This is a genomic window from Streptomyces sp. NPDC088707 (assembly GCF_044752725.1).
Taxonomy (GTDB): Bacteria; Actinomycetota; Actinomycetes; order Streptomycetales; family Streptomycetaceae; genus Streptomyces.
Genome location: NZ_JBIVLV010000013.1, coordinates 186132 through 203416 on the forward strand (window position 1 = coordinate 186132; position 17285 = coordinate 203416).

Consider the following 17285-nt stretch of genomic DNA (forward strand, 5'->3'; position numbering starts at 1 on the left):
GTACGGGAGCGGGAGCGGGCCCCGTCGCGGGCCCTGGCACCGCGCTCCGCGCCGGGCCCTGGGCCCGGTCCCGCACGGGGGCCTGCCCGGAGACCTGCACGGGGTCCGGCGCGGAGACCTGCCCGGGGTCCGGCGCGGAGGCCCGCACGGGGTCCGGCGCAGGGTCCGGCGTTGTGGGCGCCGCCCCTGTCGGGTCCTGCCCGCGCCCCGGGGCGGTGGTCATTCGTCGTCCCAGTCGTTGAACTCCGCGCTGGGCCGGGCCGGACGGGCCGGCCGCCGGGTGCGGTCGCGCCCCTCCCTGTCGTAGGGGTCGTCGCGGTCGTAGCGGTCGTTCCGCTCGTAGGCGTCGCTCCGCCGGTACGGGTCACCGTCCTCGTACCGGTCGTGTCCGTCGTCGTAGCCGTCGTCGTGCCGGTCCCGCGAGCGGGCGCGCTCGCGGTCGTCGCCGTCGCCACCCCTCTCCCGCGCCCTGCCCCGCTCCCGTTCCCGCTCGGAGCCGGACTCGACGCGGGTCGGCTCGTAGACGCGCGGCCCGCCGGGGGCCGGGGCGTCACCGCGGTCCTGCTCCTCGTACCAGTCGGGGCGGTTCGGCTCCGGCGCCGCGTCCTCCAGGGCGAGGCGGTGCGGCGGGGGGTGGCCCGAGGGGTTGAGCACCCGGTTGGTGATGCCGTCGAGGACGGTGCCGGTCTGCGTCCGCAGGTACATGAGCACCTGGTACATCTGCTCGCCGATGTCGTGCCGTTCCAGGACGCCGGTGTCGAGGAGCCGGTTGAAGACGGCCAGGTAGTCCTCCTGGCCCTCGCGCCGCTCGCGCTGGAGCTGGCTGCGGATCTCCCACTGCTTGTCGGGGTGCATCGCCATGTGGTGGGCGATCTGGGCGAGGTCGCCGCGCCGGAAGAGGGCCTCGATCTCGCGGGCGCGGTCGGCGACGAGGGCCCGGTCGGCGGCCTCCCTGCGCCGCTCGGCCTCGGCGACGCGCTCGTCGGCCTCCATGGTGACGCCGACCCGGTCCCGGCGCGAGACCTCGGCCTTGACGGAGTCGTCGAGGTCGACGAAGACATGGACGCGGGTCCGCAGCCCGATGTCCGCGCCGAACCTGAGGCGGCCGGTGCTCAGTTCCTCGCGTACGGCCTCGTCGGCGCGCTGCGCCTCGGTGATGCGGAACCGCCGGGAGATCCTGCGCAGCCCGTCGAGCAGCTCGTCGTGCAGCAGCTCGGCCACGTCCTCGACCTGTTCGCGGACGACGAGGTGGGGGTCGGTCACCACCCACTGGACCCTGGCGACGGCCTCGAAGAAGACGCCGTCCCCGGCGGCCGGCAACTGGAGTCTGAACTCGGTCACATTGCGCCCGAGCCGCACCTCGAAGACGGTGTACGCGGAGCCGAGCATCGGCTTGTTGACGTCCTCCACGCGGTCCGGCCAGACCACCCGGTGGCCGCCGTTGCGGTAGAGGAGCACCGCCGCGACCTTGCCGCTCCGGCGGCGGTACGGGGGTGCGTACTCGGCGATCAGCGGCCCGCGCGGCCGCTCGCCGGAGTGGGACCCCGTGCCGGACCCGCCGCCGTCGTCCCCGCTCCGGCGCCCGCCACGGCCCCGGACGCGCCCCCCGCCCTGCCGCTGCTCTCGGTCCAGCTCCTCGTCCGGGTCCATGTCCAGGTCCTCGTCCTCGTCCCGGCCACCGGCGTGCCGGCCGCCGCCGTTCTGTCCCTCGTACCGCTGCCCGTCGTACCGCCGTCCGCCGTACTGCCGCCCACCGTCCCGCTGCCCGTCGCCGGACTGCCCCGCGTGACCCTGCCGCTCCCGGTCGTCCCGGTCGCGGCCGTCCCGTGCCCGCTCGTCACGGGCCTCCCCGGCCCTGCCCCGGTCGTCGCGCGCCCGCTCGTCCCGTCCCCCGCCCTCGCGGCCGCGGCCGTCGCGGTCCCGGTCGACCCAGCGCGTCCGCTCGTCGGGCCGGGGGTTCCTGTCCTGCTCGGGCCCGGTCATCGGTTCGCTCCTTCCGTCACGGCGTCCCACATCCGGCGCGCCGCGCCTCTGTCCAGGGGCCGGTCACGGTCCCGGACCAGCTCGTTCAGCAGGCCCCTCAGCCGGTCCCGGTCGCGCCGGTCCACCGCGAGGCGCGGCAGGAAGGCGCAGACGAGCCCGAGCGACTCGGGGTCCTTCGCCGCCCGCCGGAGCATCCCGCCGAGCGCTTCGAGCGCCGACTCCCCCGAGCGGGCGGTGGTGAGCGTGGACCGCAGCAGCGCGGCCAGTTCGGGGGCGAGCTCGGGCCGGGTCGCGAGCAGCGCCACCATCAGCGGGCGGGCCGCGTGCCCGTCCAGCTCCGGGACCTCCCGCAGCCCCCACAGATGGGTGGTCCGGGTGCTCAGGGCGCGGATGACGGCGAGGTGGACGAGGTTGGCGAGGTTGAGCCGGCCGTCCTCGAGCCACTGCCGGAGCCGTCGGAGCACGGGCGCGGGCTCGCCGCAGGCGAGCAGCCGTGCCACGCTGAACGCGGCGGGCACGAGGATCTCGATGTCGGAGGCCTCGCGGGCCCTGACGACCCGGGCGATCGCGTCGAGCGAACCGGAGACGCCACCGGCGGCCAGTACGTAGCCGTGGGCGAGCAGCGCGGTCCAGACGAGCATCTCGTCGTCGGACGCGGCCCAGTTCTTGAGGACGTCGGCGACGGCGGGCCGGACGCGCGGGTCGCGCGCGGACTCGGCGAGCGCGGTCGCGGCCGCCATGCGGGCGACCGGATCGTCGGTCACGGCGAGCGGCACCACCAGCTCGCGGAAGCCGTGGATCCAGTCCCAGGAGCAGAGGACCCCGGCCGCGATGGAGGCCCGTACCCACACCTCGGGGCGCGGGTCGTCGCACAGCGAGCGCAGCCAGCGGGCCACCGGGCCGCGGACGTTGTGGTAGCCGTGCCAGATCTCGCCGAGCACGGCTCCGGCGAGCGCCTCGCCCTGGAAGCGGACGGCCCGCACGGGCACCTTGGCCGGGCCGAGGTCCAGTTCGCCGTCCTCCAGGACGGCCCGCGCCTGTACCGGCCGGTGCTCGGCGTGCGTGCCGAAGAGACGGCGGCCCGGGGGGTGTTCGGGGTCGAGGGTGACCGCGAGTTCCCAGGCGAGGAGTTCGGCGGCCTCGGCGGCGAGGCTGTACGCGGAGCCGTTGAAGACGGCGACGGCGATACGGAACGCCCCGGCGTTCAGGGCCGGGAGGGCCTCGGGGACGGCGCCCGGGCGGTCGGCGCCCGCGAACCACTCGCGCGCCTGGGAGCGTACGAAGGAGGCGCATTCGGCCAGGAGTTCCTCGTCCGTCACCTCGCCGCGCCAGTGCCGGGCGAGGTGGTCGGCGAGCCGCGCCGCCTCGCGGGGCCGCAGCTCCTCCAGGCCGAGGGCCTCGACGACGTCCCGGCGGGCGCCGCGCGCCCGGGCGGCACCGAGGGCCTGGTCGGACTCGGCGCGCAGCTGGTTCCAGAGGTGGCGGTGGAGGACCTCGTCGGCCGGCGGCGGCGCGCAGTACATGCCGTACCGGCCGCGCAGCAGCCGGTCGGCGAGCTCCCCGTTCTCGACGAGGACGACCCCGTACGCGTCCCGGCCGCGCAGCAGGTCGCCGAAGCGGTCCAGGTGGAGTTCGGAGAGCCGGGTGACGGGGCGGCGGGCGACGGCGGTGTGTTCGCCCCGGACGGATCGCGCGGCGCGCGGTTCGCCCTCGGCCTCGCGCACGTCCTCGGTGAGCAGTTCCAGGAGGTGGCCCCCGCTCTCCTGGAGGACCTCCTCGGTGATCTCGTCGACGCCGTGGCGCGGGTCGAGCCGGAAGACCTTGCCGCCGGTCAGTTCGTCGAGGAGGGCGAGCGCGGTGGCTTTGCGGCCGCTGCCGGGTTCGCCGCAGAGGACGAGGACCCGGTGGTCGCGGAGCCGGTCCCGCATCCGCCGGTAGCCGGAGGTGGCGCAGTAGACCCGGCCCAGGTGGTCGAGCGTCTCGGGCGGGACGGGCCCCTGGACGAAGTGGGCGGTGCGTTCGGAACCGTACAGGGCGAAGATCTGGTTGCCCTCGAAGACGGTGCCGTCGCCGTGGATGGTGGTGAGGCGGTCGGCGGCGCCGCCCGCCCAGGTGCGGACGGCCCGGCGTGCCGTGGCGGCCCCGCCGGTCTCGCTCTCGCCGCCGAGGGGGCCCCGGTCGGCGGCGGCGAAGACGCTCGGCTCTCGGGGCTGTTCGGTACCGTCGCCCCGCTCGGCCCCGCCATCGCGGTCCCGGTCGCGGTCCCCCCGGTCCCCGCCGCGGTCCGAGCCCCGGTCGGAACCCCGGGCACCACCGCGGTCCGAGCCCCGGTCGGAACCCCGGCCACCGCCGCGGTCCGAGCTCCGGTCGCCGCCGCGATCGCCGCCCCGGTCCGGCCCGTCGGCCCGGTCGCCGTGGCCGTGCCCGGCGTCCGCGGAGTCGCCCTGCGGCGCGTCGTCCTCGTCGCTCACTCCTGGTCACCCGCCCCGGAGGCCGTACCGGAACCCGCGCCGGCACCCGAACCGGAGCGCGAACCGGAGCCGGACCGGGGGCCCGGGGCCTGGTCCGCGTCCCTGCCCCCGTCCTTGCGGATTCCGGTGAACCCGCCGTGGATCGTGTTGCCGTGGATGTCGAGGAGGTCGCCCCCGACGTGGTACTCACGGTTCCCGCCCACGGGCCGGGGCGTTGGGCCGTCCCCCCGCGACGGCCCAACGCCGGTCCGTGCCGCCCCCGCCGGCGGCCGCTCCCCCGCGGCCGCCGGCTCCCCCTCGGGCGCCGCCTCCCCCTCCGGTGGCAGCTCCCCGTCCCGCCCGATCAGCGGCGGCGCGGGCCTGCGCGGTACGTGGAACCAGGCGGCCTCGTCGGTCTCCTTGGACCGGATGCGGGCCGACCGGTAGTGGTCCGGCTCGACGTACCGCCCGCCGTCGGCGACCACGTTCCCGTACAGCCAGTCGGAGACGACGACCACGAGGTCGATCTCCGGGGTCTCGTTCATGATCCGCTTGGCCGGTGGGCTGTCGCACAGCCTTGCGGCGAGGTCCACCGCCCGTCCGACGAGCCCGTGCCGGTCCCGGGTCACGAGCCCCGCGTTCATCCCGATCCGCAGCCGCAGCGGCCGGACGCGGCCCTGGTTGTGGGCGCGCAGACTCTCGTACAGCGTGTCGATCCACCGGCCGACCATGAGGGTCGGCGGCACGTCGGGGCGCAGGGCGACCAGGATGCCGTCCCCCCGGTCCTCCTGGTGGAAGGTCCCGGGCTCGACGCCGACGGAGCTGTAGGCGTCGTCGAAGGCCGCGTACATCGCCGCCCGCTGGTGTTTCTTCTCGGCCAGGTCGAGCGTCCCGGAGCCACAGATGTCGCCGAAGACGACGAACCGGTGGATGCCGCACGCTTCTCCGCCCACGTCTCCGCCCACTTCCCCGTTCACTCCCGCACTGCTCACTCTCGGACTCCCTGTGTGCTGCCCCGGTGCCGTTGGTGCCGTGGTGGTGCGTGTCCAGACTGGCCGCGTTCCGCGACCGGCGATGTAGCCGTTTACACACCCGGCGGAGATTCGTCCGCCGGTTCTCCGCCGGGGCGCGCGCGCCCCTCCGCGAGCAGCACCAGGACCCGCATGTCGAGGACGATGACGGTGCGGTTCGCGGTGCGGACCACGTCCTGCTCCCGCAGCAGGCGCAGGGCCTTGGCCACCGCCTCCCGGGTCGCTCCGATGGCCGCCGCCAGGTCGTGCTGCGGCAGCGGAAGTTCGAGTACGGTCCCGGCCTCGGCCCGCCGCCCGGCGCGCTCGGCCAGCTCCACGAGGCGGGCCGCGAGGCGCTGGAGGACCGTCTCGGAGGCGAGCGCGCGGCGCTCGACGTCGGCGCTCCGCAGCCGGGTCGCGAGCTGGCGCATGATCAGCGAGGTGGCGTGCGGCCGGGCGGCGAGGAAGCGCCGGAACCGGTCGCCGGAGATCGCCACCGCCTCGACCCTGCCGAGCGCGGTGACGCTGGCGCTGCGCGGGCGCCGGTCGACGGCGGCGAGGTCGCCCACCACCTCGCCGGCACCCCGGAGGGCGAGGATCAGCCGCGAGCCGCGCTCGGTGCCCACGGAGACGACGGACCAGCCGGAGAGGAGCGCGAGGACGAAGGCGGTGGTGTCGCGTTCGCGGATCATCACCTCCCCGGGTTCGTAGACGCGCCGGGCGCCCTCGGCGATCAGGGACCGCCGGTCGGCCGCCGGGAGGGCGTGGAGGAAGGAGCGGTCCTGGCCGAAGAGACTCACCGCGCGCTCACCCCCGTACCGTCCTCGGGCCCTCCGGGGAAGACCGATCCGCCGATGGTCGACCGGCGCATTCGTGTGCGTGTTCCCACCTCAAGTGACGTGTCTCGTCACACTGTTGACGCTGTGTCACGTCATGGGGTGAAGAACGCTAGAGGGTGCGGAAGAAATGCGTCAACGGGCACGGGGGGCGCAGGGGAGCGCCGCACCCGGCACCCCTGCGCCCCCCTTCGGAGTCGGGCGAAGACCTGGCGAAGACCGTGCGAAGGCCCTGCGGAGGCGGGACGAACACACACCGAAGCCCTCGCGGAGCCCCACCCGTCCGAGGGGTGGGCGATCTCCACGAGGGCTTCCGGGACTCAGGGGGCCGATCCGTCAGGGCCTCACAGCCTCGGGTCCACCGGCTCCGATTCCAGGGCCAGGACCGCGAACACGGCCTCGTGGACCCGCCACAGCGGCTCCCCCTCGGCGAGGCGGTCGAGGGCTTCCAGGCCGAGCGCGTACTCGCGCAGGGCCAGCGACCGCTTGTGGCCGAGGAAGCGCTGCCGCAGCCGCTCCAGGTTCTCCGGGCGGGTGTACTCGGGGCCGTAGATGATCCGCAGGTACTCCCGACCGCGCACCTTGACGCCCGGCTGGCCGAGCCGCCCCTTGCCGTCGCGGACGAGCGCGGCCAGCGGCTTGACGACCATGCCCTCGCCACCGGCTCCCGTCATCTCCAGCCACCAGCCGACCCCGGCCCGGACCGAGGCCTCGTCGCCCGTGTCGACGACGAGCCGCCGGGTGATCTGGAGCAGCCCCATCGGGTCGTGCTCCACGAGCCGGTCGAGCCAGGCGAGCTGCTCGTCGTGCGGGACGGCCGCGAGCGAGCGCCCCCGCGCCCCCAGGAGCTGGAAGGGCGCGAACCGCACCCCCTCAAGGCCCTCCGTCGGCCAGCAGTACCTGCGGTACGCCTCGGTGAACGCCTCCGCGTCCACCGCCCGCTCCCGCTGCTTCGCGAGCAGCACGTCGATTCCCTCGACCCCGCGCGCCACCGCCTGTTCGAGCGCCGAGATCGCACCGGGGAACACCGCGCCCGAAGCCGCGCCGACCGCCGCGTACTGCGCGCGGAGCAGCCCGGCCGACTTCAGCGACCACGGCATCAGTTCGCCGTCGAGCAGCAGCCAGTCCGTGTCGAGCTCGTCCCAGAGCCCGGCGGCGCCGATCGCCGTCCGCAGCCGGTCGAGCACCTGCTCGGTGACGGCGGGATCGTCGAAGAACGGTCGTCCGGTACGGGTGTGCAGCGCGCCGGTGACCCCTTCGGCGTCCACGCCGAAGCGCTCGCGGGCCGCGCCGGCGTCCCGGCAGACCAGGGCCACCGCCCGGGAGCCCATGTGCTTCTCCTCGCACACGACCCGCTCGACGCCGTCCGCCCGGTACTGGGCGAAGGCCTCGGCCGGGTGCTCCAGGTAGCCCTCCTCCCTCGACGTGGCCGTGGGCGCCATCGTCGGCGGCAGATAGGTGAGCAGCCGGGGGTCGACCGCGAACCGGCTCATCACCTCCAGGGCGGCCGCCGCGTTCTCCTCGCGGACGGCGACGTTGCCCAGGTGCCGGGTCTCCACGATCCGCCGGCCGTGCACGTCCGCCAGGTCCAGGGGGCGCCCCTGGTGCCCGCCGGGCGCCTCGGCCGCGAGCGGCTTGGCCGGCTCGTACCAGACGCGCTCCGCCGGTACGTCGACGAGCTCGCGCTCGGGCCAGCGCAGCGCGGTCATCTTTCCGCCGAAGACCGCCCCGGTGTCGAGGCAGAGGGTGTTGTTGATCCAGGAGGTGTTCGGCACGGGGGTGTGGCCGTACACGACGGTGGCCCGCCCCCGGTACTCCTCGGCCCACGGGTAGCGCACCGGCAGCCCGAACTCGTCGGTCTCGCCGGTGGTGTCCCCGTACAGCGCGTGCGAGCGCACCCGCCCCGAGGTCCGGCCGTGGTACTTCTCCGGCAGACCCGCGTGGCAGACGACGAGGTTGCCGCCGTCGAGGACGTAGTGGCTGACGAGCCCCTCGATGAACCGCCCGACCTCGGCCCGGAACTCCTCGCTCTCGTGCCCCAGCTGCTCGATGGTCTCGGCGAGTCCGTGGGTCTCCTGGACCTTCCGGCCCTTCAGCCAGCGGCCCAGCTTGTTCTCGTGGTTTCCGGGGACGCACAGGGCGTCGCCCGCGGCGACCATCGCCATCACCCGGCGCAGGACGCCCGGCGAGTCGGGGCCCCGGTCGACGAGGTCTCCGACGAACACCGCCGTGCGGCCCTCGGGGTGGTGCCCGTCGACGTAACCGAGCTTGGCGAGCAGGGTCTCCAGCTCGGAACGGCAGCCGTGGATGTCACCGATGATGTCGAAGGGGCCGGTGAGGTGACGCAGGTCGTTGAAGCGGCGCTCCAGGACGACCTGGGCCGCGTCGACCTCCTCGACGGACTTCAGCACGTGCACCTTGCGGAAGCCCTCGCGCTCCAGACCGCGCAGCGAGCGGCGCAGCTCGCGGCGGTGGCGCTGGATGACGTGTGCCGGCATGTCCGCGCGGTCGGGACGCGCGGCGTTCCGGCCGCGGCACACCTCCTCGGGCAGATCGAGGACGATCGCGATGGGCAGCACGTCGTACGAGCGGGCCAGCTGGACGAGCTGACGCCGCGCCTCCTGCTGCACGTTGGTCGCGTCGACGACGGCGAGCCGCCCGGCCGCGAGGCGTTTGCCCACGATGTAGTGCAGGAGGTCGAAGGCGTCCTTGCTCGCGGACTGGTCGTTCTCGTCGTCGGCGACGAGGCCCCGGCAGAAGTCGGAGGACACGATCTCGGTCGGCTTGAAGTGGCGCCGGGCGAAGGTGGACTTGCCGGAGCCGGTGGCACCGACGAGGACCACGAGGGACAGGTCGGTGACGGGCAGGGTGCGGGCCGGGGTGGTGTCGGCCGGGTTCACGGTCTCGGTGGTCATGCCTGTTCCTCCTTCGCGGCGGTCGGGCCGGGATTGCGGGTCTTCCCGGCGGTCGGGGCCGGGGGCTTCTTCTGATCCTGCTTCCGGGTCTGGTCCTGGTCCTGGTTCCGGGTCTGCTTCCGGGTCTGGTCCTGGTCCTGGTGCCGGGTGAAGACGGCCATCTGGGTGGGCGGTCCGACCTCGGGGTCGTCCGGGCCGACGGGGGTGAACCCGACGCCGTACCCGTACCGCTCGGCGACCGAGGACGCCCAGCTCCGGAACTCCTCCCGGGTCCATTCGAAGCGGTGGTCACTGTGCCGGACGTGTCCGGCCGGCAGCGACTCCCAGCGCACGTTGTACTCGACGTTCGGCGTGGTCACGAGGACCGTGCGCGGCCGTGCCGAGCCGAACACCGCGTACTCCAGGGCCGGCAGCCTCGGCAGGTCCAGGTGCTCGATGACCTCGCTGAGCACCGCCGCGTCGTAGCCGGTCAGCCGCTTGTCGGTGTACGCGAGCGAGCCCTGCATCAGCTTCACGCGGGCCGCCTGCCGCTCCCCCATCCGCTCCAGCCGCAGCCGCCGCGCGGCGACGGTCAGGGCACGGACGGACACGTCGACACCGACGACCTCCGTGAAACGGGTGTCCTTGAGCAGGGCCTGCACCAACTGGCCCTGTCCGCAACCGAGATCGAGCACCCGGCTCGCCTCGGCCCGCTCCAGGGCGGCGACGATCGCCGCCCGGCGCTGCTCGGCGAGCGGCACGGGCCGCTCCTCGGTGTCGGTCGACTCGTCGACCGCGTTGTCGACGTCGTCGACGTCCAGGCCGTCGGCCTCGGCGAGCCGCACGAGTTCGAGCCGCTCGTCCGCCTCACGCGTCAGGCCCCGGCGGCGGGACAGATAGCGTGCCGTGATCAGCGTCCGCTCGGGGTGACCTGCGAGCCAGCCGTCACCGGCGCGCAGCAGCTTGTCGACCTCGTCGGGCGCGACCCAGTAGTGCTTGGCGTCGTCGAGCACGGGCAGCAGGACGTAGAGGTGGTTGAGGGCGTCCGCGAGCCGCAGCTCGCCCTCCAGCACCAGGCGCACATAGCGGGAGGCGCCCCACTCGGGGAACTGCCCGTCCAGAGCCACCGGCTCGGCGTCCACGGTGTCCCAGCCCAGCGGCCCGAACAGCTTGCGCACCAGCTCGGCGCCGCCCTTCGCGGGCAGCGCGGGCACCTCGACACGCAGCGGCAACGCCGCGGCCGCCCGCTCGGGCATCGCCTGGCAGACGCCGTGCAGCGCCGTCTTGAAGACCTTCGCGAGCGCGACGGCGAGCAGCGAGGACGCCGCGTAGGGCCGGTCGTTCACGTACTGGGCGAGCGCGGAGTCCGGGGCGCCGCCCCGGCCCTTGCCCTTGCCGCGGCGCACCAGCGCCACGGGGTCCACCTCCAGGAGAAGTGCCGCCGTGCACCGCTCGGCGCTCGCCTCGGGGTAGAGGACGTGCGCCGTGCCGTGCGAAGTCGAGAACGTCTGCGCCCGCTCGGGATGCTTGTGCAGCAGAAAGCCGAGATCGGTCGCGGGACGCTCCGGGTTGCCGGTCGTACTGATCGTCAGGAACACACTTCCGAGTATGGTTCGCCGCTCCCCTCCCGACCAGGCATTTTCCCGCGGCCGGACCCTGCGGGGGCCGCCGGTGCCGGGGACCGGGCCGACGGCGACGCGCGGGGCGGCCTCAGCCCGCGCCCCCGTCGGCGACCAGGGACGAGCCCAGGGCGGAGATCGTCGCCGGGCCGACCCGGCAGCAGCCGCCGATGAGCCGGGCGCCGACCGCGGCCCAGTCGGTGGCCCGGTCCGGGTCGAAGGCGACGCCGCCGCGCCAGCCCCGCGCGTGGGCGTCCCACCGCTCCCCGCTGTTGGGGTAGACCACGGCCGGCTTCCCGGTCACGGCGACGGCGAGCTCCACGGCGGGTCCGGCCTCCGCCGGGTCGCAGCAGTTGACCCCGACGGCGACGACCCGGTCGTTCCCCGCGGCGACCGCGAAGGCCTCCGCCAGGTCCTGCCCGGCCCGGGTCCGCCCGCCCTCGACCGTGTACGAGAGCCACACCGGCACCCCGCACCCCTCGACCGCCCGCAGCAGCGCCTCCGCCTCGGTCATGTCCGGAACCGTCTCCAGCGCCAGCACGTCCGGCCCCGCCGCCGCCAACGCCTCGATCCGGGGCCGGTGGAACGCCTCCAGTTCCCGTACGGACAGCCCGTACCGTCCCCGGTACTCGCTGCCGTCCGCCAGCATCGCGCCGTACGGCCCCACGGACCCGGCGACCCACACCTCCTCCGCCACTCCGGCCCCCGCGGCACGGGCGAGCTCCACGCTGCGCGCGAGCAGCCGCGCCGCCTCCTCCCGGTCCACGCCCCACCGGGCGAAGCCCTCGAAGGTGGCCTGGTAGCTGGAGGTGATGAGCACCCGCGCACCGGCCCGTACGTACGCCGCGTGGGCCGCCTCGATCTGCTCGGGCCCGTCGGCCAGGAGCCGCGCGGACCAGAGCGCGTCCGAGAGGTCGCAGCCCTGCGCCTCCAGCTGGTTGGACAGCCCGCCGTCGAGGACGAGGGCTCCCGCCCCGAGGGCTTCGGCCCCGAGGGCTTCGGCGAGCGTACGGACCGGCTTCATCGAATCACCCCACTCATCCCAGCTGCGACTGGACCCGCGCCGAGATCAGCTCCAGGTGGTCAAGGTCGTCCAGGTCCAGGACCTGGAGGTAGATCCGGGAGGATCCGATCGCCGCGTACCGCCCGATCTTGTCGACGACCTCGGCGGGCGAGCCCGCCAGACCGTTCGCCTTCAGCTCGTCCACGTCCCGCCCGATGGCGGCGGCCCGACGGGCCACCTCGGCGTCGTCCTTGCCGACACAGACGACCAGGGCGTTGGAGTACAACAGGTCGTCGGGTGCCCGCCCGGCGTCCTCGGCCGCGGCCCTGACCCGGCCGAACTGCCGCTCGCTGTCCCCGATCGACGCGAACGGGATGTTGAACTCGTCCGCGTACCGCGCGGCCAGCCGCGGCGTGCGGCTCGCGCCGTGGCCGCCGATCAGGACCGGGATCCTGTCCTGCGCGGGCTTGGGCAGCGCCGGGGAGTCGCTGAGCCGGTAGAACTCCCCCTCGTAGCTGAAGGTCTTGCCGATCTCGGTCTCCCACAGACCGGTGACGATCGCCAGCTGCTCCTCGAGCCGGCCGAACTTCTCCTTCGGGAACGGAATGCCGTAGGCCTTGTGCTCCTCCTCGAACCAGCCCGCGCCGAGGCCGAGTTCGACCCGTCCGCCGGACATCCGGTCCACCTGGGCGACCTGGATGGCGAGGACGCCGGGGAGCCGGAAGGTCCCGGCCGTCATCAGGGTGCCGAGGCGGATCCGCTTGGTCTCCCGGGCGAGCCCGGCCAGCGTGATCCAGGCGTCGGTCGGTCCGGGCAGCCCGTCGGCGGAGCCCATGCTGAGGTAGTGGTCGGAACGGAAGAAGGCGTCGAATCCGAGCTCCTCGGTGGCCCGTGCCACCGTGAGGAGGGTGTCGTAGTCGGCCCCCTGCTGGGGTTCGGTGAAGATACGGAGATCCATGCCTCCATCCTGCACCGTCGGGTGCGTGTCAACCTCTCCGTCAGCTCCATGCGCGCCCCGGCTCGGTCGGGTGAATATCCGGCCCTCCGGCGGGCCGCGTCCGCTCCGGCCAGTGACCGGGGCCCGGCACCCGTCGTTGGCTCGGGCGGAGCCGGACCGCCCGGCCCGCGTGCCGGCGGCCGCTGCCGGTGCGCCGCTCTCTCTCGTGGCCCCGTCCTCGGCGGCGGGGTCCGGGCCGAGGAGGCCCCCATGTCCCAGGAAGCCGCGCCGGAGCAGGCCGTGCCCGAACACCCGGCGCCGCGGTCCGTGCCCGAGCAGAAGGGCGGCGGCGCCCCCAAGGGCCTGCTGCAGCAGATGGAGGAACTGATGGCGGCGCTCTCGGCCGACCTCAACCAGCTGGACGCCGACCTCCAGTCCACGTCCGACCGCCTCACCCCGGAGCAGTCCGCGTCCGACCGCCCCGCCCCGGGCCGGGCCGCCCAGGACCAGCCCGATCACCACCAGCCCCAGAGCTAGCACCGGCATCAGCCCCAGCAGCCGGGACCCCACTCCCACCGGCCCCGCCTCGAACAGGCCGAGCACCAGGATCACGGACCCGAGCAGGACGAGCCCCACCGGCCCCGCCCCGAACAGACCCAGCAGACCCAGCGGACCCAGCGTTCCGAGCCCCGGACACCCGGGTCCGAGCGGACCGCGCCGCACGCCGTTCATCACCGGCCCCGTCCGGGGCCCGCGCGGCCCCGGGCGGCGTCGGGCGGGCGGGCCCGCTCCCCGTCCCGCACGGCGAGGCGCCGCAGCATCCCGCGGACCCGGTCGCTCGACTCGTCGGCCGCGTCGATGGCCTCGATGCACTGCCAGTAGAGCCCTTCGTCGTCGGTGGCGCAGGCCACGCCGACCAGCGCGATGCCCACCTCGCCGAGCAGCTCACCGAGCGCGGTCAACGCCCCGCGAGGATCCGCCACCTCCGCCAACCGGGCCGCGCGCGGCCCACCGGCACCCCACGCCGGGTACTCCCCGATCTCGCCCAACCCCCTTGCTTCGCCGCGCAGTTCCTGCGGTCCGCAGAGCGCGAGTTGGTTCCCTATCGCCTGGGCGAGCGCCTGCGCCTGCCAGGCCTCCGCCACGATGTCCTGTGCCGACCCGCTCTCCGCCAGCGCGTGCCGGCCAAGCGCGACGAGTCGTTCCGCTTCCATCAACGCCGCCCCCGTTCGTACGACTTATCTGCCCACTCACTCCATTACCCAGAGTGAGGCGGCCTGAGCCCCAACACCAGGGGAATTCGGAAATCTGTGGACAGGAGGCTCGACGGGGAAAAGTCGATCACTCCGAAGAGTGACGATCTCCGCTCGCATCCCCTTCCGCACCCTCTTGCCCCCGCCCTCCGCCCCGCCTCCGCGCGGGAAATCGGACCTCGTTCCGATCGATCTTGGCCGCGAGCGCGGCCAGCGGATCGACCCCGAGCACCTCACAGAACTGGAGGAGGTAGGCGAGCACGTCCGCCACCTCGTCGGCGACCCGGTGCGCCGCCTCCGGATCCTCCATCACCCGCTCCGCCTGCTCGGGGGTCGACCACTGGAAGATCTCCAGGAGTTCGGCCGCCTCCACGCTGAGCGCCGCCGCCAGGTTCTTGGGCGTGTGGTAGGGCTGCCAGTCCCGGGCGGCCGCGAACTCGGCCAGCCTGCGCTGCAGTCCCGCTACGTCGTTGTCCGTCACCCGCCCAGGTCTACCACCAGGCCCGTCCCCACGGGGCCTGCCACCCGTCCCGTCCCCACGAGGCCTGCCACCAGGCCCGTCACCCCAGGTCTGCCACCAGGCCCGTCACCCCGGGTCTGCCACCGTGCCCGTCACCCGCCGAGTTCCACCACCGTCACCCCGGGCGTCCGGCGCGCCTGTGCCGCGGCCCGCGCCCCCACCGTGCCGGCGACCCGGATGTGTCCGTCGGCGGCGATGCCCGTGGCGAGACCGAGCAGTTCGCCGACCTGGCGCTCGTCGAGCCCGCGGTCGAGGCCGTCGGCGAGCAGCGTCAGGGACTGCATGGCCTCGGGCACCTCGGCGATCCGGTCCATCGCCAGGACGCCGGGGCCCGTGAGCAGGGTCAGCGCGAGCGCGAGGTAGCGCAGTTCCCCGTCGCCGAGCCGGGCGAGCGGGGTCGCGGGCCGGCCGCCCCGTTCGAGTACGGCCCGGACGGTGCCCTCCGGGAGCTCCTGCACCCCGAGCCCGGTGACGGGTCCCGCGCAGCCCGCCGCCGCCACGGCCGCGAGGCGGTGGTGCCGGCGCGGGCAGTCCGTGTGGGTGCGGTGCAGGACCTCGGCGAGGTTGCCGCAGCCGCGCCGCAGCCGCCCCTCGCCCGGCGGTACGGGAGCACGCATCCGCTCGGGCCTGGGGTCGCAGGCGAACGCGGACCGCAGCCCGACCACCACCTGCTCGGCCGCGGCCAGGACCTCCAGCTGCCCGGGGGTCTTGCCCGCGACCCGCAGCGGCAGCAGGGCCGTACCGAGGAGGTCGTCGGGGAAGGGTGCCCGGGTGACGGGGGTGGCGCCGGCCGTGTGCCACTCGGCCTGGACGGTGGGCCGGCCCGGGTCGCGCAGCGCGGTGGCGAGGAGGGTGCGGCCGCGGCCGGTGAGCCGCTCGCCGACGATACGGAGCCGGGGTTCGGCCTGGACGGCGAGGTCCAGGTGGACCGGGCCCTCGGGCCCGTCGACGGTGCACCCGACGCGGAAGCCGCGGCGGCCCTGGGCGTCCGGCCGGGCCCGCTCGGGGACGCAGTCGGCGGCGTCGGGGAACACCTCGTCGAGGGTGTCACCCGCGCTGAGCCGGGCCAGGGCCTCGTACGCCCGCAGGGTGGTGGACTTCCCGCTGCCGCTGGGCCCGGTGAAAAGGGTGACGGGTCCCAGGGCGTGCACGGCGGAGCGGTGGCCTGCGAACGCGGACAACCGCAGCTCGGTGACGGCGGGCCGCGCCCGGAGTCCCCCGCCGCCTCCCCCACCGGCGGCCCCCTTCTCGGCCCTCCGCCCGGCCCCGCCCTGCGGCGGCAGCCGCGGCGCGGCCCCCGCGGAGGAAGCGCCGACGGACGTGGCGCCGGTCGAGGGAGCGCCGGTGGACGGTGGTCCGACGGCGAAAGCGCCGGTGGATGGAGATCCGACGGGGAAAGCGCCGACGGGGGAAGCGCCGGTGGACGGTGCGCCCTGGGAAGGAGCACGGCGGGAAGGGGCAGCCGTGGAGGAGGAGTGGTCGAGCGTGAAGCCACCGGTGAGGTCCATGCCCGGACCGTACGCAGTCCATTCCCTGACGAACCGTTACGGCTAGATGACCTTCCTACGATCGGGGGACGCCGGCGGTCCGGCCGCCCACGACACCCTCCTCGTCCTCGCCTTCCGCGCCCTCGACCTCCGTACCGGCCGGGGCGAGGAGAAACACGTTCCGGTCGACGCGGTGCATCCCGCTGCCGAGACCGAAGACCACACCACTGCTGAAGTCGAGGATGCGCTTGGCGACCTCGGTGTCGGCGCTCGTCAGGTCGAGGAGCACCGGGATCTGGGCGATGAGGTACTCGGCGACCTCACGGGCGTCGGCGAACACCTGCACGCGGAGCACGACCATACGGCGCTGCTCGGCGGATTCGTACTGCTCGGGGATCGTGCGGTGGTCGACCCTGGACGGCCATTCGTCACGGCCGCGCAGGGGCACGACCTGGGCAAGGCCCTCCCACTGCTCGTCGGTGACGTCGTACCTCTCGTACCTACTCATGGGCACATCCTCCCGCTCCTCACCCGTTCGGCCCAACAACGACACGAGGTGATGGCCACGCGGGGGTGCCGGGCCCCGTCACCCGGCGAGCGGGGTCTTCTAGGTCATGATGCGGCCTATATCGGGTCTAGCGTCGTCACCACACGGAGGTACTCGCATCCCAGGAGGCAGCCAGATGTCCGTCAACTCCGTCCCCCAGGGCTACCACACGGTGACGCCGTGGATCATCTCGCGCGACACCGTGCGGCTCATCGAGTTCCTGAGGCGGGCGTTCGGCGCGGAGGAGCTCTCGTGCCTGACCGGCGAGGACGGGAGCGTCCAGCACGCCGAGGTCCGGATCGGCGACTCGGTGGTGATGATGTTCGACGCGCGACCGGAGTGGCCGGCGACCCCCGGCTTCCTCCGCCTGTACGTGGACGACGCCGACGCCGTGCACCGCCAGGCCGTCGCGGCCGGCGGCACCTCGGTCACCGAGGTCACCCATCTGTTCTTCGGCGACCGGGTCGGACGCGTGCGCGACCCGCTGGGCAACCTGTACTGGATCCAGACCCGTGTGGAGGACGTGAGCCCGGAGGAGATGGAACGCCGCCTCGGCGACCCGGAGTTCACCAAGGCCATGGAGTACGTCCAGAGCGCCGACTTCTTCCCCGGCCGGGACTGACACTTCTTCCCGGGGCCGGACTGACGTTCCTCCCGGGCCGGGACTGACACTTCTTACCGGGCCCGGACCGACGTTTCCTCCCGGGCCGGGACTGACCGCCCGAAGCGTCGCCGCGCAGGCCGCC

General features: G+C 74.4%; 14 protein-coding genes. 2 read left to right on the forward strand and 12 right to left on the reverse strand.

The genetic code is table 11. From position 1 onward, the window contains the following. Nucleotides 1-219: 219 nt before the first annotated feature. The 8 genes from ACIP84_RS32705 to ACIP84_RS32740 form a co-directional block, all read right to left on the reverse strand. Complete coding sequence (locus ACIP84_RS32705) at nt 220-1983, reverse strand: hypothetical protein (RefSeq protein ID WP_401802846.1); 1764 nt, start codon at nt 1981-1983, stop codon at nt 220-222. Next, nucleotides 1980-4454, reverse strand: a complete 2475-nt coding sequence (locus ACIP84_RS32710; RefSeq protein ID WP_401802848.1) for a hypothetical protein — start codon at nt 4452-4454, stop codon at nt 1980-1982. Before ACIP84_RS32710 ends, ACIP84_RS32705 begins: the two co-directional genes overlap by 4 nt. Then, nucleotides 4451-5425 (reverse strand): hypothetical protein, encoded by a 975-nt coding sequence (locus tag ACIP84_RS32715; protein WP_401802849.1) that lies wholly within the window; start codon nt 5423-5425, stop codon nt 4451-4453. The genes ACIP84_RS32710 and ACIP84_RS32715 overlap by 4 nt, the downstream gene beginning before the upstream one ends. A 92-nt stretch (nt 5426-5517) precedes the next feature. Next, complete coding sequence (locus tag ACIP84_RS32720) at nt 5518-6243, reverse strand: Crp/Fnr family transcriptional regulator (protein WP_355965188.1); 726 nt, start codon at nt 6241-6243, stop codon at nt 5518-5520. Nucleotides 6244-6623: 380 nt separating this feature from the next. Further along, on the reverse strand, nt 6624-9194 hold the full coding sequence (locus tag ACIP84_RS32725; RefSeq protein ID WP_401802852.1) for a polynucleotide kinase-phosphatase: 2571 nt from the start codon (nt 9192-9194) through the stop codon (nt 6624-6626). Next, entirely contained in the window at nt 9191-10771 is a 1581-nt protein-coding gene (locus tag ACIP84_RS32730; protein WP_401802855.1) for a 3' terminal RNA ribose 2'-O-methyltransferase Hen1, read from the reverse strand. Before ACIP84_RS32730 ends, ACIP84_RS32725 begins: the two co-directional genes overlap by 4 nt. Nucleotides 10772-10883: 112 nt before the next feature. After that, nucleotides 10884-11816, reverse strand: a complete 933-nt coding sequence (mmuM, locus tag ACIP84_RS32735; RefSeq protein ID WP_401802857.1) for a homocysteine S-methyltransferase — start codon at nt 11814-11816, stop codon at nt 10884-10886. A 13-nt stretch (nt 11817-11829) separates the two neighbouring features. Further along, nucleotides 11830-12753 (reverse strand): LLM class F420-dependent oxidoreductase, encoded by a 924-nt coding sequence (locus ACIP84_RS32740; RefSeq protein ID WP_401802860.1) that lies wholly within the window; start codon nt 12751-12753, stop codon nt 11830-11832. 249 nt (nt 12754-13002) lie between these two features. Here ACIP84_RS32740 and ACIP84_RS32745 point away from each other — a divergent pair, with 249 nt between their 5' ends. Beyond that, nucleotides 13003-13269, forward strand: a complete 267-nt coding sequence (locus ACIP84_RS32745) for a hypothetical protein (RefSeq protein WP_401802863.1) — start codon at nt 13003-13005, stop codon at nt 13267-13269. Between the two features lie 194 nt (nt 13270-13463). On the opposite strand, the gene ACIP84_RS32750 is transcribed toward ACIP84_RS32745, so the two are convergent. From ACIP84_RS32750 to ACIP84_RS32765, 4 genes are all read right to left on the reverse strand, one after another. Next, nucleotides 13464-13946 carry a DUF6099 family protein gene (locus tag ACIP84_RS32750; RefSeq protein ID WP_355965177.1) on the reverse strand — a complete coding sequence of 161 codons (483 nt, stop codon included), beginning with the start codon at nt 13944-13946 and terminating at the stop codon, nt 13464-13466. A gap of 127 nt (nt 13947-14073) precedes the next feature. Then, nucleotides 14074-14466, reverse strand: coding sequence for a nucleotide pyrophosphohydrolase (locus ACIP84_RS32755; RefSeq protein WP_401802865.1), 393 nt, complete (start codon nt 14464-14466; stop codon nt 14074-14076). Nucleotides 14467-14597: 131 nt separating this feature from the next. Further along, nucleotides 14598-16013 carry an ATP-binding protein gene (locus ACIP84_RS32760; RefSeq protein ID WP_401802868.1) on the reverse strand — a complete coding sequence of 472 codons (1416 nt, stop codon included), beginning with the start codon at nt 16011-16013 and terminating at the stop codon, nt 14598-14600. 55 nt (nt 16014-16068) lie between these two features. After that, nucleotides 16069-16500: a cell division protein SepF gene (locus ACIP84_RS32765; RefSeq protein ID WP_030322791.1), complete on the reverse strand. Its 432-nt coding sequence runs from the start codon at nt 16498-16500 to the stop codon at nt 16069-16071. Nucleotides 16501-16675: 175 nt separating this feature from the next. Between ACIP84_RS32765 and ACIP84_RS32770 the strand changes: the two genes are divergently transcribed. Beyond that, nucleotides 16676-17161: a VOC family protein gene (locus tag ACIP84_RS32770; RefSeq protein WP_401802870.1), complete on the forward strand. Its 486-nt coding sequence runs from the start codon at nt 16676-16678 to the stop codon at nt 17159-17161. Nucleotides 17162-17285: the final 124 nt, after the last annotated feature.